Annotated in this window: 23 protein-coding genes and 1 pseudogene; 14 read left to right on the top strand and 10 right to left on the bottom strand. The window is 61.2% G+C overall.

Going from position 1 to position 25,539, the window contains the following annotated elements; all coding sequences use genetic code 11:
* Positions 1–204: 204 nt before the first annotated feature.
* Positions 205–438, bottom strand: coding sequence for a hypothetical protein (locus HA052_RS16635; protein ID WP_166452737.1), 234 nt, complete (start codon positions 436–438; stop codon positions 205–207).
* Between HA052_RS16635 and HA052_RS16630 the strand changes: the two genes are divergently transcribed.
* Positions 437–2,881, top strand: coding sequence for a S8 family serine peptidase (locus tag HA052_RS16630; RefSeq protein WP_166452736.1), 2,445 nt, complete (start codon positions 437–439; stop codon positions 2,879–2,881). The two genes, HA052_RS16635 and HA052_RS16630, sit on opposite strands and share 2 nt — an antisense overlap.
* A 207-nt stretch (positions 2,882–3,088) precedes the next feature.
* On the opposite strand, the gene HA052_RS16625 is transcribed toward HA052_RS16630, so the two are convergent.
* Positions 3,089–4,051 carry a sugar-binding transcriptional regulator gene (locus HA052_RS16625; protein ID WP_166452735.1) on the bottom strand — a complete coding sequence of 321 codons (963 nt, stop codon included), beginning with the start codon at positions 4,049–4,051 and terminating at the stop codon, positions 3,089–3,091.
* A 75-nt stretch (positions 4,052–4,126) separates the two neighbouring features.
* Positions 4,127–4,600, bottom strand: coding sequence for an RpiB/LacA/LacB family sugar-phosphate isomerase (locus tag HA052_RS16620; protein WP_166452734.1), 474 nt, complete (start codon positions 4,598–4,600; stop codon positions 4,127–4,129).
* A gap of 302 nt (positions 4,601–4,902) precedes the next feature.
* Between HA052_RS16620 and HA052_RS16615 the strand changes: the two are divergent.
* The 8 genes and pseudogenes from HA052_RS16615 to dhaL all read left to right on the top strand — a co-directional run.
* Positions 4,903–6,106, top strand: a pseudogene (locus HA052_RS16615) (sugar ABC transporter ATP-binding protein); the annotation flags it as partial.
* 3 nt (positions 6,107–6,109) lie between these two features.
* Complete coding sequence (locus HA052_RS27405; protein WP_206118934.1) at positions 6,110–6,376, top strand: hypothetical protein; 267 nt, start codon at positions 6,110–6,112, stop codon at positions 6,374–6,376.
* Between the two features lie 39 nt (positions 6,377–6,415).
* Positions 6,416–7,396: an ABC transporter permease gene (locus tag HA052_RS16610; RefSeq protein ID WP_166452733.1), complete on the top strand. Its 981-nt coding sequence runs from the start codon at positions 6,416–6,418 to the stop codon at positions 7,394–7,396.
* A gap of 54 nt (positions 7,397–7,450) precedes the next feature.
* Entirely contained in the window at positions 7,451–8,452 is a 1,002-nt protein-coding gene (locus HA052_RS16605; protein ID WP_166452732.1) for a substrate-binding domain-containing protein, read from the top strand.
* Between the two features lie 11 nt (positions 8,453–8,463).
* Positions 8,464–9,558: an MDR/zinc-dependent alcohol dehydrogenase-like family protein gene (locus tag HA052_RS16600; protein WP_166452731.1), complete on the top strand. Its 1,095-nt coding sequence runs from the start codon at positions 8,464–8,466 to the stop codon at positions 9,556–9,558.
* A gap of 11 nt (positions 9,559–9,569) precedes the next feature.
* Positions 9,570–10,349: a GolD/DthD family dehydrogenase gene (locus HA052_RS16595; RefSeq protein WP_166452730.1), complete on the top strand. Its 780-nt coding sequence runs from the start codon at positions 9,570–9,572 to the stop codon at positions 10,347–10,349.
* A gap of 10 nt (positions 10,350–10,359) precedes the next feature.
* On the top strand, positions 10,360–11,370 hold the full coding sequence (locus HA052_RS16590) for a dihydroxyacetone kinase subunit DhaK (RefSeq protein ID WP_166452729.1): 1,011 nt from the start codon (positions 10,360–10,362) through the stop codon (positions 11,368–11,370).
* Entirely contained in the window at positions 11,364–12,035 is a 672-nt protein-coding gene (gene dhaL / locus HA052_RS16585; protein WP_166452728.1) for a dihydroxyacetone kinase subunit DhaL, read from the top strand. The genes HA052_RS16590 and dhaL overlap by 7 nt, the downstream gene beginning before the upstream one ends.
* A 20-nt stretch (positions 12,036–12,055) precedes the next feature.
* Here the strand turns inward: dhaL and HA052_RS16580 are convergent, their stop codons facing one another.
* Positions 12,056–13,741, bottom strand: a complete 1,686-nt coding sequence (locus HA052_RS16580) for a S8 family peptidase (RefSeq protein ID WP_166452727.1) — start codon at positions 13,739–13,741, stop codon at positions 12,056–12,058.
* 668 nt (positions 13,742–14,409) lie between these two features.
* Here HA052_RS16580 and HA052_RS16575 point away from each other — a divergent pair.
* Complete coding sequence (locus HA052_RS16575; protein ID WP_206118933.1) at positions 14,410–14,916, top strand: hypothetical protein; 507 nt, start codon at positions 14,410–14,412, stop codon at positions 14,914–14,916.
* 22 nt (positions 14,917–14,938) lie between these two features.
* On the opposite strand, the gene HA052_RS16570 is transcribed toward HA052_RS16575, so the two are convergent.
* Positions 14,939–16,120 (bottom strand): MFS transporter, encoded by a 1,182-nt coding sequence (locus tag HA052_RS16570; protein WP_166452726.1) that lies wholly within the window; start codon positions 16,118–16,120, stop codon positions 14,939–14,941.
* A 193-nt stretch (positions 16,121–16,313) separates the two neighbouring features.
* Between HA052_RS16570 and HA052_RS16565 the strand changes: the two genes are divergently transcribed.
* The 3 genes from HA052_RS16565 (at position 16,314) to HA052_RS16555 (ending at position 18,411) form a co-directional block, all read left to right on the top strand.
* Positions 16,314–17,687 carry an aminotransferase-like domain-containing protein gene (locus tag HA052_RS16565; protein WP_166452725.1) on the top strand — a complete coding sequence of 458 codons (1,374 nt, stop codon included), beginning with the start codon at positions 16,314–16,316 and terminating at the stop codon, positions 17,685–17,687.
* A gap of 111 nt (positions 17,688–17,798) precedes the next feature.
* Complete coding sequence (locus tag HA052_RS16560; RefSeq protein WP_166452724.1) at positions 17,799–18,113, top strand: transcriptional regulator; 315 nt, start codon at positions 17,799–17,801, stop codon at positions 18,111–18,113.
* Positions 18,103–18,411 (top strand): helix-turn-helix domain-containing protein, encoded by a 309-nt coding sequence (locus HA052_RS16555; protein ID WP_166452723.1) that lies wholly within the window; start codon positions 18,103–18,105, stop codon positions 18,409–18,411. The genes HA052_RS16560 and HA052_RS16555 overlap by 11 nt, the downstream gene beginning before the upstream one ends.
* 71 nt (positions 18,412–18,482) lie before the next feature.
* Here HA052_RS16555 and HA052_RS16550 read toward each other — a convergent pair whose 3' ends face one another.
* The 4 genes from HA052_RS16550 to HA052_RS16535 all read right to left on the bottom strand — a co-directional run bounded on the left by HA052_RS16550 (position 18,483) and on the right by HA052_RS16535 (position 22,056).
* The gene (locus HA052_RS16550) at positions 18,483–19,022 is read right to left on the bottom strand and encodes a hypothetical protein (RefSeq protein ID WP_166452722.1); all 540 of its coding nucleotides are present in this window, start codon (positions 19,020–19,022) and stop codon (positions 18,483–18,485) included.
* Positions 19,023–19,103: 81 nt separating this feature from the next.
* On the bottom strand, positions 19,104–19,643 hold the full coding sequence (locus HA052_RS16545) for a hypothetical protein (protein WP_166452721.1): 540 nt from the start codon (positions 19,641–19,643) through the stop codon (positions 19,104–19,106).
* Between the two features lie 740 nt (positions 19,644–20,383).
* Positions 20,384–20,950 (bottom strand): hypothetical protein, encoded by a 567-nt coding sequence (locus HA052_RS16540; protein ID WP_166452720.1) that lies wholly within the window; start codon positions 20,948–20,950, stop codon positions 20,384–20,386.
* Between the two features lie 464 nt (positions 20,951–21,414).
* Positions 21,415–22,056, bottom strand: a complete 642-nt coding sequence (locus HA052_RS16535) for a hypothetical protein (protein WP_166452719.1) — start codon at positions 22,054–22,056, stop codon at positions 21,415–21,417.
* A gap of 652 nt (positions 22,057–22,708) precedes the next feature.
* Between HA052_RS16535 and HA052_RS16530 the strand changes: the two genes are divergently transcribed.
* Entirely contained in the window at positions 22,709–23,200 is a 492-nt protein-coding gene (locus tag HA052_RS16530) for a hypothetical protein (RefSeq protein WP_166452718.1), read from the top strand.
* A 207-nt stretch (positions 23,201–23,407) separates the two neighbouring features.
* On the opposite strand, the gene HA052_RS16525 is transcribed toward HA052_RS16530, so the two are convergent.
* Positions 23,408–25,192, bottom strand: a complete 1,785-nt coding sequence (locus HA052_RS16525; protein ID WP_166452717.1) for an acyl-CoA dehydrogenase C-terminal domain-containing protein — start codon at positions 25,190–25,192, stop codon at positions 23,408–23,410.
* Positions 25,193–25,539 lie beyond the last annotated feature (347 nt).

Here is a 25,539-nt window from a genome sequence, read left to right as displayed (position 1 = left end):
GTGCTCCCCCGGACAGATACTGTGTCTATTGTGCCGCGACGCGCCCTGCCAGAGCCGCGGCCTCTTGATGAAACATAGTTGCCGAAATGGGCTAGATCAAACCATCCATGGCCGCATCAGGGAACAATCCGGCGCCCGGCATCGGCTCAATCGACCCGCCGAAAACACCGCGAACCCCTTCTCCGGCCGGGCTTGAGCTTCTATTTAGATTGGTTTTCCTTTGCCGGGCCGGCTGCCAGGATGGCCGCAAGGCGCTGAGAATCCACCCTGCTTCAAGCCGCGTCGAACCTTGCCGATGGCGCAGACAACGGGTTTGTCGCCCAGGCAAGGTCCGGCTGGCTGCGCAACCGTATTTCCGGCCTGACCGCTGCCGATGCGCGCCACCGCGTGGATTGGCTGGCTTCTTGAAAAACAAACAATAAAGATAGCAACCAGCATGAGAAAAAACCGTACCGTTCTCCTCGTCGGCGCGGCGTTTGCCGCCTTGTGGGGCGCGACGCTGCAAGCCGCGCCCAATGCCTCGGCGCAACCCATCGTTGTGCTGCTTAAATCGGAACTGAGCGCACTGTCAGGCCGCAGCCAACCCAACCCGGAGCTGGACCGCCTGCAGCGGCTGGCCCCGCAATTGCGGCCGGTGGTGTCGCCGGCGATGTCGCGGAATGCGCAGAAACATCAGGCGCTGGCGCGGCATAATCTCACCCGCTATTACCTGATAGACACCCATAACCTTTCGCCGCTGGACGCGCAGCAACTGGTGTCCAAGCTGGAACAAAACCCCTTGGTGGAACTGGCGTATATCGAACCGGAACTGGAGCCGATCGAGAAGGACGATGGCGAGCTGCTGGCGGTCAGCCGGGCCAGCATTCCGGACTACACCAATTGCGACGGCGCCAATATCAATACCTGCCAGTACTACCTCTACCCCAATAAGCCCAAAGGGCCTTATTTGTTTGGCGGGGTGAACGCGCTGGAAGCGCAGCGGCTGGCCAATAACAAGGGTGAGCAGGTGCGGATTATCTCCAGCGAACAGGGGATGTGGAATGTAAAGCATGTGGACCTGCCCAAGCCCTTCCTGGTGCATAAACTGGACTCGGACGGGCCACATGCTCATGACACGAAGAGCGTGGGTATCACCGTGTCAAAAGATAACGGTTTTGGCACCACCGGCATTGTGCCCAATGCGCAGGCTGGATTTTCCCGGTTTGGACCGACGCAGCTGATTGATCTGCAAAACTATGTGCAGGCGGGCGATGTTGTGCATATGGGCGCCGGTTACCGACCTTCGGTCAAGCCGCCGCCGGAGGTGTGCGCGCCGGATAAATGCAAGCTCCCGATAGAATCCAAGCCGCTGGGGTTTGATGCGGTGTCCTATCTGGTGCAGGAAATGGGAGTGCATGTCCTACTCCCCGCCTCCAATGGATATAGCAATTTGGATCACCCTTACTTTAAGGGTGATTACGATAGGAAAAAGCGCGATTCCGGTTCCATCTATGTGGGTTCGGCGGAGCCTAAAAAAGGCAAAAAACGACCTAGCTCGAATTATGGCAGCCGGGTGGATGTCTTTAGCTGGGGCGCAGATGTAACGACCACCAGCTGGGATGAAAAGCAGCCGAACAACCACCAGCTTTACACCCACAGCTTCAACGCCACCTCGTCCGCCACCCCCATCGTCGCGGGTGGGACCGCGCTGCTGCAAAGCATTGCGCGCGCCCGGGGCTATGGCAATGTGCCGCCCAAGCTGATGCGCGAGATCCTGGTGGCCAGCGGCCAGCCCTTGCCCTTCCCCGACCCGAAACAAGCCATCGGCGTGCAACCTGATCTGGTCAAAGCGCTGGATCTGTTGGATGCCGCCATGGACGGCGCGCCGCTGCGCGCCAAGATCACCGGCCCGAGCGAAACAACCGTTGGAGACCCCAGCGGGCTGCTGCTGTCGGCTAAGGACTCCACCGGCAATAAGCTGAGCTACCAGTGGTCAAACGATAGCGGCTTGAAGTTGGACTCGCAGAAAGAACAAGTATTGGTGCATGCGCTGCCAGGCACCCTGGCGGGCAAACACACGGTCAAGCTGGTGATCACCGACGGCAAGGGCCGAACCGCGGAAGCCCTGCATCTGATCGACGTGAAGTCCGACGCCGAGATAGCGCCGCCGCCGCAAGCCAGGTTGACCGGTCCGGACCGCGCCCAGGCCGGGGACGAGGTGCTGCTGTCCGCCGCGGAATCCAGCGGCAAGAAGCTCAAATACAGCTGGAAGAGCCAACCGACGCTGAGCTTCACCAAGCAAGGCGCCGAGGCCAGCTTCATCGCTCCGGCCCTGACGGTGGACACCAACTACCAGATCACCGTGAAAGTGAAGGACGATCAAGGCCGCAGCGCGGAAGCCAGCCATGTGGTCAAGGTGAAAAAGCAGGCGGCGGAAACCCCGCCGCCACAGGCCAAGATCAGCGGCCCTGACGACATCACCATGGGCGGGGACCCCGCCTTGCTGTCGGCGAAGGACTCCAGCGGCAGCAAGCTGAGCTATCAGTGGAGCAATGACAGCGGGCTGATCTTGTCGCCCAATAAAGAGCAACTGCTGGTCAGTGCGCCGCGCGGCAGCAAGGAAGGCCGGCACAAGATCAAGCTGGTGGTGACGGATAGCAAGGGCAACACCGCTAAAGCCAGCCACGACCTGGAGGTCAAGGCCGCCGCCAATACCGGCGATGTCCTGCCCTGGGATAGCAAGCAGGTTTACTCCCAACCCTGCGCCAAGGTCAGCTATGGCGGCAAGATCTGGTTCAATGGCTGGTCGAGCAGAGGCGACCGGCCGGATTTGAGCGGCCAGTGGGGGGTGTGGCGCGCCGAGGGCAGCTCCAGCCTGCATTGGCAGTGCAAGGGCAAGTAAGCCGCCGCGTGTTGTGTCGATGCCTGCGGTCACAGGCAGGTAACGGGACAGGATCGGCTTAACACCATGCCGGATCGCCATGCCAGGCGATCCGGCATGGTTTTTTTTATCGAACACCGCCAGATCTTTGGCATGGCTGGCCGTCACTCACCGCGCGGCGCGTACCCGGTGCCACCCGCCGCTTGCCCATCTGGCGGTGCCGGTGGATTAGGCCACCGGCGTTTTGCGGGTGATGTCGTCCAGACTGATCACCGTCATCGCGTTGACCGTGGTGGTGGCTAGGGTGTCGATCACCCCGGTGCGCAGCGCGCCTAGCAGCGCGGTGGCCTTGGACTGTTCGCTAGCGATGGCGATCACATTGGGAATGCGTTCCAGATCGCTGCGATGGATGCCCAGCACGCGGCCCTGCAGCGTCGTGTTGGCCGGTTGGCCGTAAATGTCGAAGAAGTCGTAACCCATCACGTCGCCTATGGTGCCGCCGCGTTTGGCCGCGGCGATCTCGGTCGGGCTGAACCAGCCCATGCGCACGATATTGCTGTCCTCCGACATGTCGCCGACGCCGATCAGCGCCAGGTCGGCGCGGCGGGCGCGGTCCAGCGTCTGGCGCACGGTGTCGTTCTCCAGCAGGCATTGGCGCAAGGCCGGGTCTTGTATCAGCGCCGGCGCGTACAGCGTTTCGCTTTCCCCGCCGAAGCGCGCAGCCAGCCGGCGGCAGATATGATCGGCGTTCATGGCTTCGCCGCCACGGTAAGCGCCTCCTATGGCGGAGATGAAGGCGCATTGGCGTCGCGTGGGGGTGGAAATATAGTCGGACACCGCGCTGATATTGCGGCCCATGCCCACCGCCACCACCATGCCATCGTCCAGGGCTTGGTCCAGATAGGCGGCCACCTGCGCCGCCAGCAGCGCGCGCTGCTTGTCGCTGTCCTGATGGTCGATGGCGATGATGGCGCGCGAGATACCGAAGCGTTGGCGCAGCTCTTGTTCCAGGCCGCTGGCGTAAGCCGGGTGTTGGCGTACCCGGATTTCCACCACGCCTTCTTCCTGGGCCTTGCGCAACATGCGGCTGACGGTGGCGCGCGAGATGCCGAAGCGTTTGGCCAGCGCCTCCTGAGTGTGGTTGTCCACGTAATAAAGAGTCGCCAGTTCTGTCAGCTCGTCTTGATTCATGCCTTCCTCTTTGTTGGGCCGCCGACAGGGGCGGGGCCGCCAGTTTATGCCAAATCGGCGGAGCGTGGTCTGGCCTCAACTTGGCTCGCCATCACCATCACGGTGCGGGGAGGCCTGCTCGTATTGATGAATTCTGTCCAGTTTAGGTTGCGAGGCGCCGCCGTCAAACCGCGCCTCCAGCCAGGTGTCCACAATGCGCTTGGCCAACTCCGGCCCCACCACGCGCGCGCCCAGGGTGATGATTTGCGCGTCGTTGCTGCGCTTGGCCCGCTCGGCGGAATAAGTGTCATGGCATTGCGCGGCCCGTATGCCCGCCACCTTGTTGGCGGCGATGGCCATGCCTATGCCGGTGCCGCATAACAGCACCGCGTGGCTATAGCGTCCGGCGATGAGCTGCTCCGCGACGGGGATGGCGATATCGGCGTACAGCGCCGGCTGGCGGTTGAACACTCCGCAGTCGCTGACCTGGCGGCCTTGCGCCTGCAGATGGCGCAGCAGGATTTCCTTGAGGTCGAACGCGGCCTCGTCGCAAGCGATGGCGATGTGCATCTGGCTCTCCTTTGCTGGGTGAGGTGGGGCGCGGGTGGCGCTGCTGATGAATACAATGAACGTAATTTCAATTAATGGAAAGTTTTTCATTGTTGTTGCTGAAAAGCTACCATGATTTTATTGCACTTGCAGCATGCGCTACAGCGCTTGCCTCTTGTGGTGTTAACAAATTAATGAAGTGTTTTGCGGGCGATTATCTTGCGCTGCATGATTGTTGTATGGCTGGTTTGAATTGACGGTGGCAAAACCCGCTGCTTAGCATGTGTTCAGTTTGTGATCATTTGTTCTGATCGGAGGTGCTAATGGAAACCGTGCTATTGCAGGCGACAGGCATTGCGAAATCCTTTAACGGCGTGGCGGCCCTGCGCAACGGCTGTCTGGAGTTGGAGGTCGGCAGCGTGCATGCGCTGTGCGGGGGCAACGGCGCTGGCAAATCCACCTTTTTGAGTATTGTGATGGGTTTGCTGCGACGAGACGGCGGCAGCCTGCGGTTGCGGGGGCGGGAGGTGGATTTCGCCTCGCCACTGGCGGCCTTGAACCGGCGCATCGCCATGATCACGCAAGAGCTGTCGCCGGTGCCGGGCTTGAGCGTGGCGGAAAACCTGACACTGGGCCGCGAGCCGCGTCTCTGGGGCGCTCTGGTGGACCGCCGCCGCCAACTGGCCGACGCCGAGGCCTTGCTGCAGCGGTTGGATTTCGATCTCGACCCACGCTGCCCGATGTCGCAGCTCAGCCTGGCGCAGACCCAGCTGGTGGAAATCGCCAAAGCTTTCAACCGCGACAGCGACATCCTGATCATGGACGAACCCACGTCATCGCTGGGCGAACGGGAAACCGAAGCCTTGTTCGCCGCGGTTCGCCGCCTTGCCGCCCATGGGGCCGGCATCATCTACGTTTCACACCGGCTGTCCGAAATTTTCGAGATTGCGGATTGCTATACCGTGTTCCGCGACGGCGCTTTTGTCGAAAGCGGCCGGCTGGCCGAGATCGACCGTCCCCACCTGGTTAGTCAGATCGTTGGCCGGGAACTGCGCAGCGAGCGCGCCCGCCGCCCCGCCACCGTGACCGCCGCCGCCCCGCTGCTGCAAGTGGAGGGCTTGGGGCGCGACGGAGAGTTCAAGGACATCAGTCTGGTGGTGCATCCGGGTGAAATCGTCGGCATTTACGGCCTGCTGGGTTCCGGCCGCAGCGAACTGCTCAACTGTCTGTACGGCTTGAGCCGGCGTCAGCGCGGCAGCGTGCGGCTGGCTGGCCGGGAAGTGCCGGCCAGCCCGGCGGGCGCCATCCGCGCCGGCCTGGCCCTGGTGACGGAAGACCGCAAGGACAGCGGCCTGGTGTTGTCGGCCTCGGTGGCCGACAACATCGCCTATCCAGTGCTGCCGCGCCTGGCACGCGGCGGTGTGGTGAGGCGCGCGGCGCAACGGGCGCTGGTGACGGAGGCTGCGTGTCAAAACCGCCTCGCCGAATATGCCCACCGGACGAATGAGCGGCGGCAATCAGCAGAAAGTGGTGCTGGCCCGCTGTCTGGCCGCTCGGCCGCGCTGCCTGTTGTGCGATGAGCCTACCCGCGGCATTGACGAAGGCGCCAAGCGCGAGGTGTACGCCTTTCTGGACGACTTTGCCCGAGAGGGCGGCGCCGTACTGCTGGTGTCGTCGGAAGCGCCGGAAATCCTGGAACTGAGCGACCGAATCGCCGTGTTCAAAGCCGGCAGGCTGGTGGCGATGTTGGACGGCGCGGAGGCCAGCCAGCAGGGTTTGCTGCACTTGGCCTCCTGAGCTCCTTCGTCCCAAGCGATCATCTTGAAAGGAAACCCGATGGACGATTCCCTGAGTCCCAAATCGCCGGCTTTTACCGCCCGTTTACCCGGTCGCGCCGCCTTGTCCCGCTATGGCATTGTCGCTGTGTTCTTGCTGTTATGCCTGTTGCTGAGTCTGGCCAGTCCGTATTTCCTCAGTTGGGACAACTGGGCCAACATCCTGCGCCAGACTTCGATCAACGGCATTCTGGCGGTGGGCATGACCTTTGTCATTCTCAGCCGCGGCATCGATCTGTCGGTGGGCGCGGTGCTGGCTTTCGCCGGCATGGTGGCCGCCAGCATGGCCGTCCTGCCGGAAGCCGGCGTTCTTCCGGCCCTGTTGGCGGGGTTGGGCTGCGGCCTGGCGCTGGGCGCGGTCAACGGCGTGCTGGTGGCGCGGCTGGCGGTACCGTCCTTTGTCGCCACTCTGGGCATGCTCAGCGCCGCGCGCGGGCTGACTTACATCTATAGCGACGGCATGCCGGTTTCCAGTCTGCCGGATGGTTTCCGCCTGATCGGTCAGGGTGAGTGGGCGGGGGTGCCGTTGCCGGTGCTGATCTTCGCGCTGGTGGCCGCGCTGGCCTGGTTCACGCTGACCCACACCGTGTTCGGCCGCTATGTCTATGCGGTGGGCGGCAATGAAAAAAGCGCGCGCACCAGCGGCATCCGCACCCGCTGGATCACTTTCTGTGTCTACCTGATTGCCGGCGGCCTGTCCGGGCTGGCCGGCCTCATCCTCACCGCCCGCACCACCGCGGCGCTGCCGCAGGCCGGCGTGGCTTATGAACTGGACGCCATCGCCGCGGTGGTGATCGGCGGCGCCAGCCTGTCCGGCGGCGTCGGCTCGGTGCTGGGCTCCGTGATGGGCGCATTGATCATCGGCGTGATCAACAACGGGCTCGATCTAATGGGGGTGTCGTCCTATTACCAGCAGTTGATCAAGGGCGTGATCATCGTGGCGGCGGTGTTGCTGGACGGCTCGCGCCATCGGCAAACCTGAGCCAAACGCTTTGTCCGCGCCCGTTGCGGCGCAATCTCAAAGGAGGAATGGAGCATGCAACGATTCAAACTCGGCGCGGCGGCGCTACTTTGCGCGCTGGCGCTTCCGGCCTGGGCGGCCCAGCCGCTGCGCATCGGCGCCGCGGTCTACGGACTCAAGGGCGAATTCATGCAGATGTGGGTGGACGCGTTGAAGCAGCACCCCGCGGTGAAGGACGGCTCGGTGCGCATTACGGTGTTTGACGGCCGCTACGACGCGCTGACGCAGAACAACCAGTTCGACACCATGATTACCCAGAAGTACGACGCCATTCTGTTTGTGCCCATCGACATCGCCGCCGGGGCGGAAGCGGTGGCCAAAGCCGTGCGCGCCAAGATTCCGGTGATTGGGTCCAACACCCGCGTCAAGGGCGACCAGCTCACCGCCTATATCGGCAACAACGACACCGTGGCCGGCGAGCTGCAGGCGGAAGCCGTGGCCAAGGCGCTGAAGGGCAAGGGCAATGTGGTGATCATGGAAGGCCCTATCGGCCAGTCTGCGCAGTTGGAGCGCAGCGCGGGTAATCAGAAGGCGCTGGCGCGCTATCCGGGCATCAAGGTATTGGAACGCAAACCGGCCAACTGGTCGCGCGCGGAGGCGTTGACGCTGATGGAAAACTGGCTGACCGCGCGGCCGGGCCAGATCAATGGCCTGATCGGTCAGAACGACGACATCGCGCTGGGCGGATTGGAAGCGGTGCGGGGCAAGGGCCTGGACCCCGCGAAAATGCCGGCCTCCGGCATCGACGGCATTCGCGACGGCATCCTAGCGGTGAAAAACGGCACCTTGATGGTTAGCTTCTTCCAGGACGCCAAGGCCCAGGCGCAGGGCGCCTTGGACCTGGCCCTGCGCGCGGTCAGGGGGCCGGCTTACCAGCCGCGCTCCGATATCTGGCGCGAATACGCCAAAACCATGCCCTGGGCCGGCGGCGCTGCCAAACGCTACGACGTGCCCTGGACCACCATCACCCCGGCCAATGCCGATGCGCTGCTGGCCAAACTCAAGTCTGGCGCTTGAAGGAGACGGCCATGAGCGCAAGCGAAACCCTCATTCCCGCCGCCATGCAGGCGGTAGTGGCCTACGCGCCGGGCGATTACCGGCTGGAAACCGTTTCGGTGCCGGAACCGGGGCCGGGAGAAATCCTGGTCAAAGTGGAAGGCTGCGGCATCTGCGCAGGCGATCTGAAAGCCTATGACGGCGCGCCCAGTTTTTGGGGCGACGAGAACCAGCCCGCCTACATCAAGGCGCCGATGATACCCGGCCACGAATTCATCGGCCGCATCGTCAAGCTGGGTGCTGGCGTGACCCGGTTCTCCATCGGAGAGCGAGTGATTTCCGAGCAGATCGTGCCCTGCTGGGCCTGCCGTTTTTGTCAACGCGGCCAGTACTGGATGTGCGAGAAACACGATCTCTATGGTTTCCAGCACAACGTCAACGGCGGCATGGCCGAGTACATGAAATTCACCAAGGAGGCGATCACCTACCGGGTGCCGGAAGAACTGCCGCTGGAGCAGGCGGTGCTGATCGAACCCTATGCCTGCTCCTTTCACGCGGTTCAGCGCGCCCAGATCCAGCTGGGCGACGTGGTGGTGGTGTCCGGCGCAGGCACCCTGGGCCTGGGCATTATCGGCGCCGCGCGCAAGGCCGGGCCGGCCAAGCTGATTGCGCTCGACCTGTTCGACGAGCGTTTGGAGTTGGCGCGTCGCTTTGGCGCCGACCTGACGCTGAACCCGAGCCGCGACGACGTCAACACCGAGATCAAGCGGCTGACCGGCGGCTACGGCTGCGACATCTACATCGAGGTCACCGGTCATCCCAAGTCAGTCAGCCAGGGCCTGGCCATGCTGCGCAAGCTGGGGCGCTTCGTTGAAGTAGGCGTGTTCAAGGACCCGGTGTGCGAGGACTGGAGCATCATCAGCGACCGCAAGGAACTGGACATCCTCGGCTCCCATTTGGGACCTTACTGCTACCCGCATGTGATTGAGGGCATCCGCGACCAAAGCCTGCCCACCCAGGGCGTGGTCACTCACACACTGCCGCTGGCGCGCTTTCGAGAGGGTTTCGACCTGGTACGCAGCGGCGACCGCTCGCTCAAGGTCATGTTGTTGCCGGGAGAGGCCTGATGGAGAACGCAATGGAAGGACATGCAAACCGGGCTTGGGACGCCGGATTCAAGCTTGACGGCAAGGTGGCCCTGGTGACCGGGGCCGCCGCTGGCATCGGCCTGGCCATCGCCGAGCGGCTGGCGGAACTGGGCGCGGCAGTGGCGCTGGCGGACATCAGCAGCAGCGTGAAGGAGCGCCTGCCGCAACTGGCCGGCGGCCCGCGGCGCCATCTGGCGATAGTCGCCGACCTCGGCGTTAGCGGCAACGCCGAGCAAGTGGTGCGTCAGACACACGGCTGGGGCAAGCGCCTGGACATCCTGATCAACAATGCCGGCATCGCGCTGCTGGACCGCGCCGACGACGTGAGCGAAGCGGCGTGGGACGCCACCATGGCGCTCAATCTGAAGGCTCCGTTCTTCCTGGCCCAGGCCGCCGGCCGCTTGATGCGCCAGCAGGGCGGCGGCCGCATCGTCAATATCGCTTCCCAGGCCAGCGTGGTGGCGCTGGAGCGCCACAGCGCTTACTGCGCCAGCAAGGCCGGCCTGGTGGCGCTGACCCGGGTGCTGGCGGCGGAGTGGGCGGCCCACGGCATTACCGTCAACGCCATTTCCCCCACCGTGGTGGCCACCGAGTTGGGCCGCCAGGCCTGGGCCGGCGCGGTGGGCGAAGACATGCGGCGGCGGATACCGCTGGGCCGCTTTATCCGCCCGGACGAAGTGGCCGCGTTGGCGGCCTACCTGTCCAGCGAGCACGCCGCGATGATCACCGGCGAGAACCTGTTGATAGATGGCGGCTACACCGCCTTATAGGAGCTACACCATGAACCGCATCCTCAACCATCCCGATCGCATGGTCGAAGACATGTTGATCGGCTTCCTGGCCGCGCACAATGGCAGTGTTGCCGCCACCGGCAACCCACGCGTGCTCAAATCCATCTACGCCGGCGCGCCCGGCCGCGTCGGCATCGTCAGCGGCGGCGGCTCCGGTCACGAGCCGGCATTTCTCGGCTATCTGGGCCGCCACCTGCTGGACGCCGTGGCAGTCGGCGAAGTGTTCTCCTCGCCCAGCGCCAAGAGCTTTGCCGATGCATTCGCCGCCGCCGACGGCGGCGCGGGCGTGGTTTGCCTGTATGGCAACTACGCCGGCGACAATATGAATGTGAAAATGGCGATGCGCCTGGCCGAGCAGGCCGGCGTGCGAGTCGAGGCGGTGGTGGCCAACGACGACGTGCCCTCCGCCCCGGCTCAAGAGAGCGAGCGCCGCCGCGGCGTGGCCGGTGAAATCCTGATGTGGAAGGCCGCAGCGGCCCACGCCGCGCAGGGAGGCAGCCTGGAACAGGTGGCGGACGCCGCGCGCCAGGCCATTGCTCACACCCGCAGCATGGGCATCGGCTTGTCCGCCTGCACCATTCCGGCGGCGGGCAAGGCCAATTTCCACATCGCCGACGGTCAAATGGAAGTGGGCATTGGCCACCACGGCGAGCCCGGCGTCCAAGTTCTGCCCACCGCCAGCGCCAGACAAATGGCGGAGCTGATGCTGGAAACCCTGCTTGCCGACCTGCCCTTGCAGCGGGGCGACCGGGCGGCCTTGCTCTTGTCCGGCATGGGCGCCACCCCGTTGATGGAGCAATACATTCTCTACGGCGAGCTGTCCGCTCAACTGCAGGTGCGCGGCATCCAGGTGGACCGGCCGCTGGTGGGCAATTACTTCACCGCGCTGGAGATGATGGGCGCCAGCGTCACCCTGATGAAGCTGACGCCGGAACTGGCCGCCGGCCTGGACCACCCCTGCCAATCCCCGGCCTGGACGGTGGGAGCGCTGCCATGTTGAGCCCGGATGCAAGCCTGCCGTGGGCCGCCACCGTCCAGGCGGTGCCGGTGATGATAGAGGCCATTCGCAGCCAGCGCGACCGTCTCAGCGAGATCGACGGCGCGATTGGCGACGGCGACCACGGCGTCAATATGAACAAGGGTTTTGGTTTGTGCCGGCAAGCGCTGGACGCCTTGCCGGCCTTGCCGCCGCTGCCGCAGGCGCTGCGGCTGCTGGCCCGCGGCTTGATGGACGACATCGGTGGTTCGATGGGGCCGCTGTACGGCAGCCTGTTCCTGGCCATGGCGGACACGCTGGATTCGCGGCCCTGGCTGGATGCCGCCGGCTTCGGCGCGGCGCTGGCCGCCGGCACGGAGGCGGTGCTGGACATGGGCGGCGCGCGCGCCGGCGACAAAACCCTGGTTGACGTGTTGCTGCCGGCGCGGGATGCCTATCAGCAAGCGCTGGCCAGCGGGGAGGGGTGGCCGCAGTGTCTGCGGGCGATGCAAGCGGCGGCGGCGCAGGGCTTGGAGTCCACCCGGATGATGCAGGCCCGGTTGGGGCGCGCCGCCCGCCTGGGCCCGCGTTCCGTGGGGGTGCTGGACGCCGGGGCCGCGTCATGCGAATTACTGCTGCGCACCCTGGCGGAGGCTGTGCTGCGCGCCGTCAAGCCGTCTGCCGGCTGAAGGCGCGCCGCCGCGACGGATCAATCGACGGAGAGGGCTGGCGCGGGCTGCGGCTCGGCCTGAGCCAGCCGCTTGGCGATGAGTACCGCGTTTTCGGCGTTCACCCGGCCATAGCCGTAAAAACGGCTGTGGCCCTTGCCATCGTACTGGCCGCCTTCGCCATCGCCGGGGTGCGAAATCTTGTCGCAACTCTGCGCGATGATGTTGCGCACCTCCTGCCAGCCCAATGCAGGATGTGCCGCCAGGATCAAGGCCGCTACCCCCGCCGCGCCGGGGCAGGCGCTGGAAGTGCCGCCAAAATCATCGGTGTAATTGCCCCACTGGTCCCCGCTGTCGATGCTGCCAGAATTGTAGCCGGCCCCGCCGCTGCGATCCGAAGTCCAGATGCCGCGGCTGCGTGGCGGCCGGCCATCCGGATCCGGCTCCGGCCGAATGCTCGGGTCCGGGTGGGTAATATCGGCGCTGGGAAAAGCGCACCAGACCGCCTGGCCGTAATCGCTGTAGATGCTGCGCCGGCTGTACTCATTGCAAGCCGCCACCGCCGTCACCTTTTCGTAGCTGGCGTAACCATCGTTATCCACGCTTTCATTGCCATTGCCGGCCGCAAAAAAGATTACGCAACCCTTGCCGCCCCGTCCTTGCTGGACGGCGTAATCCATCGCCAGCCGCGTACTGGCAGGCAAGGCCGCCACCTGATGGTGCAGCGGGTCGGCCGGGTCGAACCAAGCGCCGTCACTCGGTCCCCAACTGCAACAAATGACGTCGGCGCCTTGATTGGCCGCCCATAAGAAAGAGAAGGCCTCTGCCATCGAGCCCAAATCGCTGGCCAGGCGGATCGGCATCAGCCGCGCCTTGGGGGCCACGCCGCTGGCGCCGTAGCGCCCGCTGGCGCACGCCACGCCCGCCACCGCCGTGCCATGGTTGTCCCACGCTTGCTTGGGCCGGGGGTCCGTGCTGGCGGCGGGATCGCTGACATCCGCCGGCGCCACGATTTTGCCCGGCACGGCAAACTCCGGGTGCTCGATATCCACGCCGTCGTCGATCACCGCGATCACAACTCCTGCCCCCTGGCTCAGGCGATGCGCCGCCTCCACATTGGCGCTGGCGTCGATTTCCGCCTGATAACTGACCGTGGTTTTCTTCAGATGCCACTGATTCGGGTGAATGGCGCGCCGCTTGCGCTGGCGCAGCAGCTCAGGGTGGCAGTACTCCACCTCCCTGCGTCGCAGCAAATCCAGCGCGGTTTGAAACACCTGCGTGCCGCTGCCCTCCTTGGCCGCGGCAAAATAAGCGTTGGCGGCGTAAGCCGGCCGCTGCTTCACCGTGAGGCCGGCGGCGTGGAGGATGGCCAGGCAGCTTTGCTCATCCAGCGAATCAATAAACTTGATGAAAATGTTCTCGGTGTAAATCACCGGCTCGCCAGTGAGCCGGTCAACCAGCGCGCTGCCGGCGAAACGCACTTCGGGCAAACCGCGCAAACTGGTTTTCCGCGTATTGACGGATTGCTGGCCCGGCGGCACCCGGTACACCTCCAAACCCGCATCCGGAAACTGCAATACCAACTCGCCACTGGCGATGCCGGCTGGCATTGTGGCGCTGAGCTTGGTGGAAATTGGCTGATTGTCTCGAGTGCGCACCGCAATTAAATCCTTGCTCTTCTCCAGAAAAAACGAGGGCTCGTTCTTTTTGCCAAATTTGACTTCCATGGGGAATCCTCCATTAATGTTCAGCGAAAAACCAGGGCAAAACCAATTGCCGTCAATCCCATGCGTTTGATGCCGCATCGTGTGTCATTGCTGCGGAAAATGCATGGCAATCAAATGCGTAAATCATGACGGACCCGGTTTGGAGTCTGAGTTTTCGATATTAATTTCCCCAGAATGCACATTAAAAACAAAGCGAGGACAAAATGCATACATAGCGATGCTATTGTGAGTGAGAAAAGTCAGCGGTGAATATGGGTGGCGGGTAAATAGTGTGGGCTTTGAGATTTAATTTTACAATGGCGGATCATATATTCTGTTAGGAGAATATTTTAATGTGAACAATTTTGTGATGGCATTTTTTTGCCAGCCAAACCTGGCCGGCAAAGGAGACGCCAAGGCTAGCCGCCGCAGGAGGCGGGGCAATGAACATGGACTGGGTGATTAACTTAAATGCACGGCATATTGATGTAAAAAAATCCATTTGACATTTATTGGGGGTGAATTATAAACAATGCTGTATGAGTAATTTAGACGCCGCCACATGTCAGCGCTGCGGTGTCAAGAGCGAGCCCACGAACGTTTGCGCGGTCTTGGCGGAAGCCTCCTTGCCGCCCTGCGGCTAGCGGCAAAGCGATCCGGCCTTCCCATTCTCCACAAGGAGTTTCACCATGAGCCAAAACGCCCAGAAAATCCCCCTTAACCACTTGTCCATGGCCATCGCGCTACTGATCGCCGCCGGCCTGCCCAGTCTGGCCCACGCCGTAGAGTGCCGGGCCATCCCCAGCGTCAAGACTAGCGGCGTGTCCGCCAACAACAACGCCGCGGGCGGCCATCTCAACCAGCATATCTATGGAGCGACGCCGCCGGCCGGTACCAGCCAGGTGGGCAAGACCCTGTTCACCAGCGTGGAGGAATACACCGGCTTCTGGAACAACTACGTGGACCCCAAGAAGTACACCGGCGTCGCGGTACAGTGTTCCGGCAACCACGCCCGCCAGAGCGTCACCGTCTATAGCGTGCTGAAGAAAGACAAGATAGGCGGCTATAGCTGCACCGCTGCGGACGCGGCGGGCAAGTGCACCGCGCAGACCCGCTCGCAATTCTCCAGCGTGCAACTGGATTTCGAAGTGGTGCGGGGCAGTTGGGTTTTGCTGACCGCCTATCCGGTGAATTGAGTAGTCTGGCTGGGCTAGTCGGCTAATCGCGCCGGCTGGCGGCGGCGATGGCGGGCATGCCTGTCATCGCCGTTTCCCGTCCAATTGCCGGCGCCACCATGGCCGCGCCGGCGGCCAGCGCCAGGCCAAACAGCAACAAGGCCATGGGCGCGCCCAGGCGGTCCAGCAGCAAGCCGGTGAAGATCACCGGCAGGCTGAAGCCGATATAAGCCAATAGAAAGAAACCAGCGCTGGCGCGCGGCTTCTCCGCGCCGGCCAGCGCGTTCACCGCGGACAAACCGCCCAGATAAGTAAAGCCGTAGCAGGAGCTGCTCGCGCCCAGCGCGCCGAGCAACACCGCCGCCAGCGAACCCTGAGTCGCGCCCCAGGCCAGCAGCGCGTAACTGGGCGGCAGCACCAACATGCCCAGGCGGGCGGCGTGGCTGGGCGGCATCGCGCGGGCCAGCGGCTGGAACAACAGGCCGCAGCTGATCACGGTGAAAGTGGAAAACCCGGACCAGCGCGCCAGCCCATGCGCGGCCAGCACCGAGGGCAATAGCGCGATCACCAGCCCCACCGCCGCCCAGGCCAGCAGAATGGCCAAGCCGAAGAGCAAGCTGCCGGCGGGGAAATAGGGCGGGCGCAGCATGGAGGCGTGACGACCGCGCGGGGCTGGGTCCGGCAAGCCCGCCACCGCCAGCAGCGCCGCGCCGGCCAGCGCCAGATGCAGCCAGAAGCTGGCCGGGGTCAGCGTGTTCTGCCACAGCAGGCACAAGCTGGTCAGCGCCGCGCCCAGGCCAAAGCCCAACGAGGTGCTGGCAGTCACCCACAAAGTGGCGCGGCGGCCGTCCGGCTCCGCCATCAATTCCCCCATATAAGCGACGCCGGCGGCGGAAGCCAGCGCGGTGCCGCAGCCCAGCAGAAAGCGCGCCACGGCCAAGGCCTCCAGCCGCGGCCACAGCGCCATGACGGCGGTGGCCAGCATCGCCAGCGCCAGTGCCGCCAGGATCAAGGGCTTGCGTCCCAGCCGGTCCGGCAGGCCGCCCAGCGCCAACAGCACCGGCAACACCCCCAGCACATAGGCGGAAAACGCGGTGGCGGTGGCCGCCGCGCCCTGGCCGGCCAACTGCGCGTAAGCGGTGTACAACGGCGCTTGCAGATTCACCGCGCAAGTGATCAGGCACAGGCCGAAGGCCAGCCGGGCAGGGTGGCGGCGCGCGTTCATGCGGCCTCCGTGGACAAAAGGGAAACGGCAGGACAAACAGTGTGGGCGAACAGTGGAACAGTCATAAGCTATGGCCTGGATATGAAAAGGGTGCGACACGCCACTATCCGGCCCACCCATGACGGCAACAAGTGACAGCGGCGGCCATTTGCGCTTAACTGTTTGCTCGTTATCAGCAAACAGTGAGCCTGCCATGCGGCTAGAACTCGACCGCGCCAGCCGGCAGCCGCTGGTGCAGCAAATTGCAGATCAATTGCGCGCCTGGATACGGCGCAGCCGGGTCCGCCCCGGCACCCGGCTGCCCTCCATCCGCCAACTGGCCAAGGAGCAGCAGCTCAGCCAGTCCTGCGTGATCGACGCCTACGACCGGCTGGTGGCGCTGGGCCTGCTGGAATCGCGCCACGGCGCCGGCTTCTTCGTGGCCGCGCCGCCGGGCCGCGAGGAAAGCGAATGGCGGGAAACCATGGAACCGGCCTGGGGCCAGTTCAGCGACAGCGACGAGCAGTTGAAACTGGGCTGCGGCTGGGTGCCGGACAGCTGGCGGGACCAGGAAGAACTGGGCTACGCCATCCGCCACATCACCCGCTGCCAGCCGGCGGACCTGTTCGACTACAGCACCCCGCTGGGCCTGCCCGCCTTGCGCCGGCAACTGCAACAGCGGCTGCGCCAGATCGACATCCATGTGGAGCAGGAGCAAATCCTCACCACCAACGGCGGCAGCCACGCGCTGGACCTGCTGGCGCGCGCGCTGCTCAAGCCCGGCGACACCGTGCTGGTGGAAAGCCCCGGCTACTACAATCTGTTCAACCTGCTGAAATTCCACGGCATAGAAATGCTGGCGGTGCCGCGCGCCGGCAACGGGCCGGACCTGGCGGCGCTGGAAGCCATCCTGGCCCGGCAGCGGCCCAAATGCCTGTTCATCAACAGCCTGTTCCACAACCCCACCGGCACCTGTCTGACGCCGGCGGTGGCGCACCGCCTGCTGCAACTGGCGGAGGCCCATGACTTTCTGATCGTGGAAGACGACATCTACGCGGATTTCCAGAACCACCCCGGCGTGCGCCTGGCGGCGCTGGATTCGCTGCGGCGGGTGATCTACGTGTCCAGCTTCTCCAAAACCCTCAGTTGCTCGCTACGCGTCGGCTATGTGCTGGCCCAGCCGGAACTGATCCGCCAACTGGCCAATATCAAGATGTACACCGGCATTGGCACCCAGCGCTTTGCGGAATGCGTGGTGGCCCAGCTCTTGTCTAGCGGCGCTTACCGCAAGCTGACGCAAAGGCTGCGGCTGCGGCTGAACCGGCAAATGGCCGCTACGCTGCAAACGCTGGAAGCCAACGGCTGGCAAGTGTTCGCGGAGCCGCAGGGCGGCATGTTCGTCTGGGCGCGCACCGGCCGCCACAGCTTCGAGGAAATGCAGGCGGAAGCCGCCAAGCGAGGAATCCTGCTGTCGCCGGGCAGCGGCTTCATGCCCGGCGGCGAGGACAATGACTGGCTGCGGATCAATGTCGCTTATGCCGGCGATGCGCGGGCGCTGGGGTTTTTTGAGGCGTTTAAGAGTGGGTGAGGGTGGGGATTAGGTTGTGGGGAGCTTGATCGATGGATTCATGCGGTGGCTTGTGTTTACCTAGGTCTGTTCTTTCTTGTGGAGAGTACGTCATTGACGTACTATTGAGCCATGTACACCCTAGCGGAAACCTCCATTTTTACTAGGTATGTTGCTGATTACTGGAGAGAAGAAGAGCGTAGCGCCTTCTTTGTCTGGCTAGTCAACAATCCCACTGCCGGTGCGGTGATCCCCGGCTCCGGTGGTTGCCGCAAGGTACGTTGGTCTTCGGAAGGGCAGGGGAAGCGTGGCGGGGTGCGAGTGATCCATTACAACCTATTGGATGATGGCACGATTTGGTTGCTTACCATCTATGGCAAGAATGTGAGGGAGGATATTCCGGCCCACATTCTCAGAGCGATCAAGGAGACTATTGATGCCGACTGACAAAGAACTGGCCGCTCGGGACGCCCAGCGCGATCTGGGAGCGGAACTGCTGGAATCCGTGCGCCAGATGAAGGCGGATCAGGCCGCCCGGCGCACCCAGGTCACGCCCACGCTGGCCGCACAAGCGCGTTTGCAGATGGGCATGTCCCAGACGGAATTCGCGGCATTGCTGGATGTCAGCAAGCGCACGCTGCAGGAGTGGGAACAAGGCCGGCGCATGCCCACCGGCGCGGCGCAGACCTTGCTGCGGGTAGCTGTGCAGCATCCGGAAGCGTTGCGGGAGCTGAAACCCGTCTAAGCTGGTGTTTGAATAGGAAACAGCCTCTCATTTGAGAGGCTGTTCTGTTTATGGTGTTGTGGTCAAAAAGCTTATAGGGATTTGGCTCGTTTCTTAGGAGCGCTTTGGCCAGGGCAGCTACCGTCTTCGGAGGCGTCGATGATTCCATTTTCCATTGAGCAAAACTTTCCTCCCATGGACAAAATATTATTGAATTCTGCTGGGTACCAATACGTTGCTACAACCTCTAACGGAGTTGAGGCCGGTAGTGGCTTCGGAGCTTGGCTAACTGTGTATTTGCCAGCAATGACTTCTCCGTAAATCAAACATTCACCAGACTTGACTTTGTAGAGTTCTACTTCGTTTCGGGACGCTGCATTAATTTTCCAGATGGCTTGCGCACCGTTGGCCGTTTCCGTGTAAACCGTGATGGAAGTCAAAACCAGCCCCTTGGCAGGGATGGCAACGGATTTGTTTGCTGATCGGTAGTTGTCTACGGAGAAGCAGACTTTTCCTGCCTCCGTATTCCGAGTAGTGATAATGCCTTGGTAAAGAGATGACGCACAGGTGGTGAGAGAAGCCGCACCAATAATCATGCCGCCAAGGAGTGAAAGTAGACCGTTTGCGTACATTCTTTGACCTTTAAGGTAAGGGCTGGGTCCCGTAACAGCTGCTCTTGTTGCTTTGTCCCATGACGAGTGAAGGTTACGCGCTTAAAATGACTTGGTTTTTTTCTTGGAAGCGCTTTGGCCGGGGCAGCTTCCATCTTCTGACGCTGCGATGACGCCATTTGCTGTTGAGCAAAACGTACCACCTAGCGTCAAACCATTCGCGGCTCCGCTTGGATGCCAGTAGGTAGTCACGACCTCCAATGGGCTTGAGTTTGGGAAAGATTTGGGGGCTTGCTCCACCGTGTATTTTCCTGGAATCGTTTCACCATAAGCCAAACATTCAGCTGACTTGACCTTGTACAGCTCCGCTTCGTTGCGCGAGGCAGCATCTACTTGCCAAATTGCTTGCGCGCCATCCGTCGTTGTCGTGTAAACGGTGATTGAAGTCAAAACCAGCCCCTTGGCAGGGATGGCAATGGACTTGTTTGCCGATCGGTAGCTGTCCACCGAGAAGCAGGTTTTTCCCGCACCCGCATTCCTGGCAGTGATAACGCCTTGGTAAAGGGAAGAAGCCGTAGCAGTAAGGGCAAGGGTACAAAGAGCTATGCCGCTAAGGAATGAGCTGAGGGAGTTGGTGTGCATGTTTGGGACCTTTAAAGAGAATCGCCAAAATCTTTGTTGTATGACAGTTTGACGCCGTGTTGCTCTGTGTATGACCCCAAGTGGCCAAATCTGTAAGTTGCTGTATGTGGGTAGGGCACTACCTAGCCAGTCTTCGGTATGGTGACATCATTCCGTGTAACTGGGCAGAATGTTGTTCTCTGGTGAAATGGTGGATACCAAAAATGACCAAGCTAGTTCTCCTGGCTCCTCTTGTTAGCGCTTTGTTCGGCTGCTCCGATCCAATGACGGAGGCCATCGCAAGCCGTGACATCCTCGCTTACGCTGCCGTAAACGATACACGCGACAAACCGGCATTCACGATTCAAGCCGACACGTTCTGTCGGGTTGGAAAGACTGTGTTCGGCAAAATTGATGCGTATACGGGGGGGATGGAGGCCAAAAGGGGTGGGTGCTGGAGTCAGAAAATCTTAAGCCTTCAAAGCTAGTTGGGGGCTAGGGCGACTATGTCTTCATGCCTAACTTTGAGAAAGCCCACCGAGCAGGTGGGCTTTGCTACAGCCTTAAGATATCCGGAAGAAAAGCCTAGCCTAATTTAGCTGTCGCTGGGCATAAACCCTGTCCGAATGGCTACCTTCTCAGCTGCTTAGGACCGCTCTCGACCCTAAGCGAAAATAGTGAACTGTGAAAAGCAGATGGTCAGGAATGCTCAAGTTCACCGACGGTCATGCGAGGCTTGGGCATCCGTGTGTAACTACTAGTTAGGCTGTGTGCCGACCAAACCAGGATAATGGCTTACTGTGCTCTGGCATCAATGTGTTGTAGATGTCGGTGTATTCAACATGCACCGTTAATGTGGCAAGTGCTTCGCGGATTAGCTTGCGGCAACTAGCAAAGCCGCTTTCTCCCTCGTGTTCTACAAGTTCGAGTAGAATGATTTCACCGCCGGGAGGGAGCGCACGCCCAGCAGTGTTGCTGGCGAAGTTGGTCCATGGGTGATCCCTCGGCAATTGAGGCATCCATTCCACGAGGCTCGGTTTGCAACTCTTGTTATCGCAGACACTGACTGCGGTTATCAGCATAGGGCCAATGCCATGGTTTCGGAGCTTGACTCGAAGGCAGTCTTCGTAGTCGGCGACAGTGATTTCCGCTAATGGACGGACAGAGAGTGTATTGTGCTTGCGCTCGCTGTGAATTGCCCATACAGAAATACCCACAGAGATTATGGATAATAAGAGAGCGAAAAAAGCCACTGCAGCGCTGGCAAGTGCACCGAAGGTGTTTGCGGCGTTCGGATCAGTCTTCAGAAGGTCGATTAATGCTTCCATATTGATTGAGGCCTAACGTTTGAATTAATTGATGGGTACTAGTCCGCCCTAAATTAATGAATTTTTAGGCGATCATCCTATGTTTCATCAATGCCATATTGCTCATAGTCCTGAGTTGATAGGTACCCTAGTCAGAAGTTTTATCATGTAAATTGCAAGTGACTTTATGAAAAAATGAGTCTTGCCATTGAATATGAATATGGTCTGATATTTTGTCAACGAATGGTGTCTAATATGAAGTATAAGCCGGCACAGGTTTATATTAAGTTTACCAATGAGTGTATTTCAGATGTCTGCTTTTTTTGTCATTTTGTCAATGGTATAGGTGTGCGTTTGTCGAAAATGCACAACTAAATGATATTGTCTGTATTCGTTTGTTCAGGCGGTCTCCCCAGGCAGTTTTGGAGCGGGGATTAAAGCATTTATCCACTCTTGGGTTGCCTGGAGGAATGAACGATTAGATTTTACTTCTTGTCGGTGAGCGCATTAATGCCGTTGATTGTGAACTTCTTTGAGTACAAGGGCGATTTGAAGTATGCGGGGGATACCTTGACCGCGGATGCGATGAGGTTGCGTATTGCGTCTTCCAAACTATGCTCGGCGTACGCAGTTGATTTATCGTTTGAGTGGGGGTGGTTGGGATCACGAGTGATGCAGGGTATCGACGGGTGCCTAATTTCGTCCAGATACTCAAAGAAGGCTGCCTTAGCAATGACTGTGCCAAACATGCGCCAAGCATATTTCTTTCCCCAGTAGTAGCCGTCAGTAGCTGTGTGGGTGACGCGTTGATCGTTCTTAGCCTTCTCGATGGCGTGGTTCCCGTGAGCGATATGCTGTGCCGCCAGAAAACTGAGCATTGGATTGACTTGAGATGTTGGGGAGAGTGCGGACAAGTCGATGATGTTTCTGCCGGCAGCGTCGACCACGTAGCCAATGTTGTATCGCTCACCCTCGGTGATAACTGGGGTCGAATTGGCTTCGAACTCATAGATTGTCGCCGTTGTTGCTGGGGTGAACTGATGTCGATATTTCCCAGAAGGTAGTTTTGTGATTGTGTAATTGCTGGCGATCAGATCGTGAATGGTGAAGAGATCTCGTGACTTCAATGGTGACTCCCTGATTGTTGTGATATCTAACAGTGTTTATGCTGATGTCAATATTCGCATTTCAATGGCCATCTCTGATAGCTATTATCATACCCATTGGGCATATTCTCAAGCCGTGCGTCCCGGCTTGTCCGTATATCAACCCTCACCTGGCGGACGTCATTGTCTTGCTCCTGTCAACAGCTACTACGGCATCTTGGGGTCGAGAGTGAGCGTTCCTCAAATCTGAAGGCCACCCTTGGGCTTCGGTACAAGGGAAATGGCCGATGAGTGGTTCTGAGCGGAGGCGAAAGGCTGGCGGGTAAATGACCTATGACCGAGAAGTAGACCCACTCCTTCCATGCTGGCGGCAAAGCACATGAGCCTCCAAACAACTTCCAAGGCTTGACCCTCGTTCCTCCCTCAGCAACAATCACCTCCGTGTCGTTCGATCCCGGCACTGGGCGTGAGAACCCATCTTCTTTTTATCGACTGCGGGCGAAGTGCGGCTATCCGTGCATTTCGCGCGTCCTGTTGCGTCTGTATGGCGGACCGGATGGGGTAACCTTCTGGTTGGCCAGCTCGCAGTCGCTGGTTTCTCACGCTCTGTTCGGTCTGCCTTCCCCCGTGAGAAGGGGATGGCGGTACTTCCACAGACTGCAGGAGAAATATCATGTCAAAGAAGTTCTCCCCGATTCCTGTTTCCTTGTTTGACCTTGCCGACTTCCCCAACCCCCGCCGTTCCCGCTACCGTTTCCCCTCCAGCGAAGCCAAAGACCTCCGTCTGCCCTTTGTCCGCCGCGTGCCGGGCCGCACTTATCCGCATTATTGGCAGCCGGCGGAGCCCCAGGATTATTTCGAGGCTTGCGCCATTGGTCGTCAGTACGCCGCGCATATGGCGCAGTTGTTGAAGAACAACCGCCAGCATGCGGCGCGCGGGCTGTTGTTCCGCATTGCCAGCGATATGGATTTTGCCGACAAGAGCTACCGCATCGGCCTGTGCAAGGGCTTCTTTAATTATCTGGAGATGCTGCTGAATCTGGCGGTGGAGCGCGTGGATCTGGCCCAGCATGTGGAGGCGGTGCAGCAGCTTTATCTGTGCCTGGAGCAGTTGGCGGAGGCGCAACAGCAGCGGCGGCGCAAGAAGCGCGGACGAGGCCGCTAGCGCGGCGAATTCGCCCATGAGGAACGGCCCATAGGGGCCGTTTTCGTTTCATGTTCTAAGAACCTGTTTACGATCTGCTGCGCGTCGGCGATACGGCGTTGAAAACCGTTTCGAAATGCTCATGTACCGCTTGTACATTCCGCTTTCTCAGCGGTTTTCGCCTTGTCTCGCCCTAGCTCGCGAGATCGTAAACACGTTCTAGGTGGCTTAGAACGCGAAGTGCTCGTCCTGCAATTCCATCAACGGCTTGGCGCCGGCCTTGAGCTTGGCCAGCAGGCTGTGCACTTCCGGGAACAGCTTAGCCATATAGAAGCGGCCGGTCAGGATCTTGGCCTGGTAGAAGCCGTCTTCGCCGCCGCCCAGCTTGGAATGAGCCACTTCCGCCATTTGAGCCCACAGCCAGGCGTAGCTGAGGTGGCCGATCAGGCGCAGGTAGTCGGTGGCGGCCGCGCCGGCTTCGTCGCGGTTCTGCATGCCGGCCATGCCGATGCCCATGGTCACTTCGCCCACGTCTTTCAACAGCTTGGACAGCGGGGCCACGTAGTCGGCCAGCTTGTCGTTGCCTTCATTGGCCTGGCAGAACTTGTGGATTTGCTTGGTGAACTTGCGCAGCTTCTGGCCCTGGTCCATCAGCACTTTGCGGCCCAAGAGGTCGATGGCCTGGATGCCGTTGGTGCCTTCGTAGATCTGGGAGATGCGGCAGTCGCGCACCAGTTGTTCCATGCCCCATTCGCGGATGTAGCCGTGGCCGCCGAACACTTGCATGCCCAGGTTGGCGGCTTCGTAGCCGTTGTCGGTCATGAAGGCCTTGGCCACCGGGGTGAGCAGGGCCACGAGGTCGGCGGCGTCCTGGCGGGCGTCGGCGTCCGGGTGTTTGTCTTCAATGTCCAGTTGCAGCGCCAGCAAGCTGGTCAGCGCGCGGCCGGCTTCGGTGTAGGCTTTCTGGGTCAGCAGCATGCGGCGCACGTCCGGGTGGACGATGATGGGGTCCGCCGGCTTGTCCGGGCATTTGTCGCCGGAGAGCGAGCGCATTTGCAGGCGTTCGCGCGCATAGGCCAGCGCGCCCTGGAAGGAGGCTTCGCCTATGCCCAGGCCTTGCATGCCGCAGCCCAGGCGGGCGGCGTTCATCATGGTGAACATGCAGGACAGGCCTTTGTTGACTTCGCCAATCAAATAGCCCTTGGCGCCGTCCAGGTTGATCACCGCGGTGGCGTTGGCCTTGATGCCCATCTTGTGTTCCAGGCTGCCGCAGGCCACGGGGTTGCGGCTGCCGTCGTCATGAAACTTGGGCACGATGAACAGGGAGATGCCTTTCACGTCCTTGGGCGAGTCCGGCAGGCGGGCCAGCACCAGGTGGATGATGTTGTCGGACATATCATGTTCACCGGCGGAGATGAAAATCTTGGTGCCGGTAATGCTGTAGCTGCCGTCGCCGTTGGGTTCGGCGCGGGTTTTGAGCAGGCCCAGGTCGGTGCCGCAGTGCGGTTCGGTCAGGCACATGGTGCCGGTCCAGCTGCCGTCCACCAGTTTGGGCAGGTAGGCTGCTTTTTGCGCTTCGGTTCCGTGGGCATGAATGGCAGAATACGCGCCGTGGGACAGGCCGGGGTACATGGACCAGGCCACGTTGCTGGAGCACTGCATTTCCATGATGGGGAAGCTCAGCGCCTTGGGCATGCCTTGGCCGCCGTAGGCCGGGTCGCAGTCCAGCGTGGGGAAGCCCAGTTCACAGTATTGCTGGTAGGCTTCCTTGAAGCCGGGCGGGGTGGTGACGGATTTGGTGGAGCTGTCGTAGTGACAGCCTTCTTCGTCGCCCTGGCGGTTCAGCGGCGCCAGTTCGCTTTCACAGAACTGGGCGGCGGCCTCCAGATAGGAGCGGAAGATGTCCTGGGTGGCTTCTTCGTAGCCGGGCAGGGTGGGGATGATGTCCTGTACCTTGATCAGCTCGTGGAGCACGAAATCGAAATCCCGCAGCGGGGCTTGGTATGCAGGCATGGGTCTCTCCGGTTGGTTTTGCGCGGCCTGGTCTATCCGGCCAGGTCTGTCGTGCGTTGGGTGCGCCCTGCGCTTGGGCGGCAACAATTCAAACGCTTGTTTAAATTATCGACGTGGCTTTGACAAGCTTTTCGCGTTTTCCCCGTCGCCGAGTGTGGTTTAACGGCAACGAGCGCGCACAAGGATCAAAAAATTCCAGATGACTTGGTTTAGACGCAAGGTACGCAAATGGGTTGCCTATCGGCACCATTGGTTTCAAAAGCCGGGCCTGCGCCGGCTGGCGCCTTACCTGGACCGGCCGGCGTATTGGTCGCTGAACCGCCGCAAGGTGGCGATGGGGGTGGGGG

It is taken from the genome of Chromobacterium fluminis (assembly GCF_011602385.1).
GTDB lineage: Bacteria > Pseudomonadota > Gammaproteobacteria > Burkholderiales > Chromobacteriaceae > Chromobacterium > Chromobacterium fluminis.
Note: the sequence above shows the minus strand (reverse complement) of the source record. Positions and strands in the feature narration are given on the sequence as shown.

Bases quoted from the DNA above. Each gene is read 5' to 3' on its own strand.
- HA052_RS16630 (WP_166452736.1), top strand. From the start codon at position 437: ATGAGAAAAAACCGTACCGTTCTCCTCGTCGGCGCGGCGTTTGCCGCC.
- HA052_RS16635 (WP_166452737.1), bottom strand. From the start codon at position 438: ATGCTGGTTGCTATCTTTATTGTTTGTTTTTCAAGAAGCCAGCCAATC.
- HA052_RS16625 (WP_166452735.1), bottom strand. From the start codon at position 4,051: ATGAATCAAGACGAGCTGACAGAACTGGCGACTCTTTATTACGTGGAC.
- HA052_RS16620 (WP_166452734.1), bottom strand. From the start codon at position 4,600: ATGCACATCGCCATCGCTTGCGACGAGGCCGCGTTCGACCTCAAGGAA.
- HA052_RS16610 (WP_166452733.1), top strand. From the start codon at position 6,416: ATGGACGATTCCCTGAGTCCCAAATCGCCGGCTTTTACCGCCCGTTTA.
- HA052_RS16605 (WP_166452732.1), top strand. From the start codon at position 7,451: ATGCAACGATTCAAACTCGGCGCGGCGGCGCTACTTTGCGCGCTGGCG.
- HA052_RS16600 (WP_166452731.1), top strand. From the start codon at position 8,464: ATGAGCGCAAGCGAAACCCTCATTCCCGCCGCCATGCAGGCGGTAGTG.
- HA052_RS16595 (WP_166452730.1), top strand. From the start codon at position 9,570: ATGGAAGGACATGCAAACCGGGCTTGGGACGCCGGATTCAAGCTTGAC.
- HA052_RS16590 (WP_166452729.1), top strand. From the start codon at position 10,360: ATGAACCGCATCCTCAACCATCCCGATCGCATGGTCGAAGACATGTTG.
- dhaL (WP_166452728.1), top strand. From the start codon at position 11,364: ATGTTGAGCCCGGATGCAAGCCTGCCGTGGGCCGCCACCGTCCAGGCG.
- HA052_RS16580 (WP_166452727.1), bottom strand. From the start codon at position 13,741: ATGGAAGTCAAATTTGGCAAAAAGAACGAGCCCTCGTTTTTTCTGGAG.
- HA052_RS16575 (WP_206118933.1), top strand. From the start codon at position 14,410: ATGAGCCAAAACGCCCAGAAAATCCCCCTTAACCACTTGTCCATGGCC.
- HA052_RS16570 (WP_166452726.1), bottom strand. From the start codon at position 16,120: ATGAACGCGCGCCGCCACCCTGCCCGGCTGGCCTTCGGCCTGTGCCTG.
- HA052_RS16565 (WP_166452725.1), top strand. From the start codon at position 16,314: ATGCGGCTAGAACTCGACCGCGCCAGCCGGCAGCCGCTGGTGCAGCAA.
- HA052_RS16560 (WP_166452724.1), top strand. From the start codon at position 17,799: ATGTACACCCTAGCGGAAACCTCCATTTTTACTAGGTATGTTGCTGAT.
- HA052_RS16555 (WP_166452723.1), top strand. From the start codon at position 18,103: ATGCCGACTGACAAAGAACTGGCCGCTCGGGACGCCCAGCGCGATCTG.
- HA052_RS16550 (WP_166452722.1), bottom strand. From the start codon at position 19,022: ATGTACGCAAACGGTCTACTTTCACTCCTTGGCGGCATGATTATTGGT.
- HA052_RS16545 (WP_166452721.1), bottom strand. From the start codon at position 19,643: ATGCACACCAACTCCCTCAGCTCATTCCTTAGCGGCATAGCTCTTTGT.
- HA052_RS16540 (WP_166452720.1), bottom strand. From the start codon at position 20,950: ATGGAAGCATTAATCGACCTTCTGAAGACTGATCCGAACGCCGCAAAC.
- HA052_RS16530 (WP_166452718.1), top strand. From the start codon at position 22,709: ATGTCAAAGAAGTTCTCCCCGATTCCTGTTTCCTTGTTTGACCTTGCC.
- HA052_RS16525 (WP_166452717.1), bottom strand. From the start codon at position 25,192: ATGCCTGCATACCAAGCCCCGCTGCGGGATTTCGATTTCGTGCTCCAC.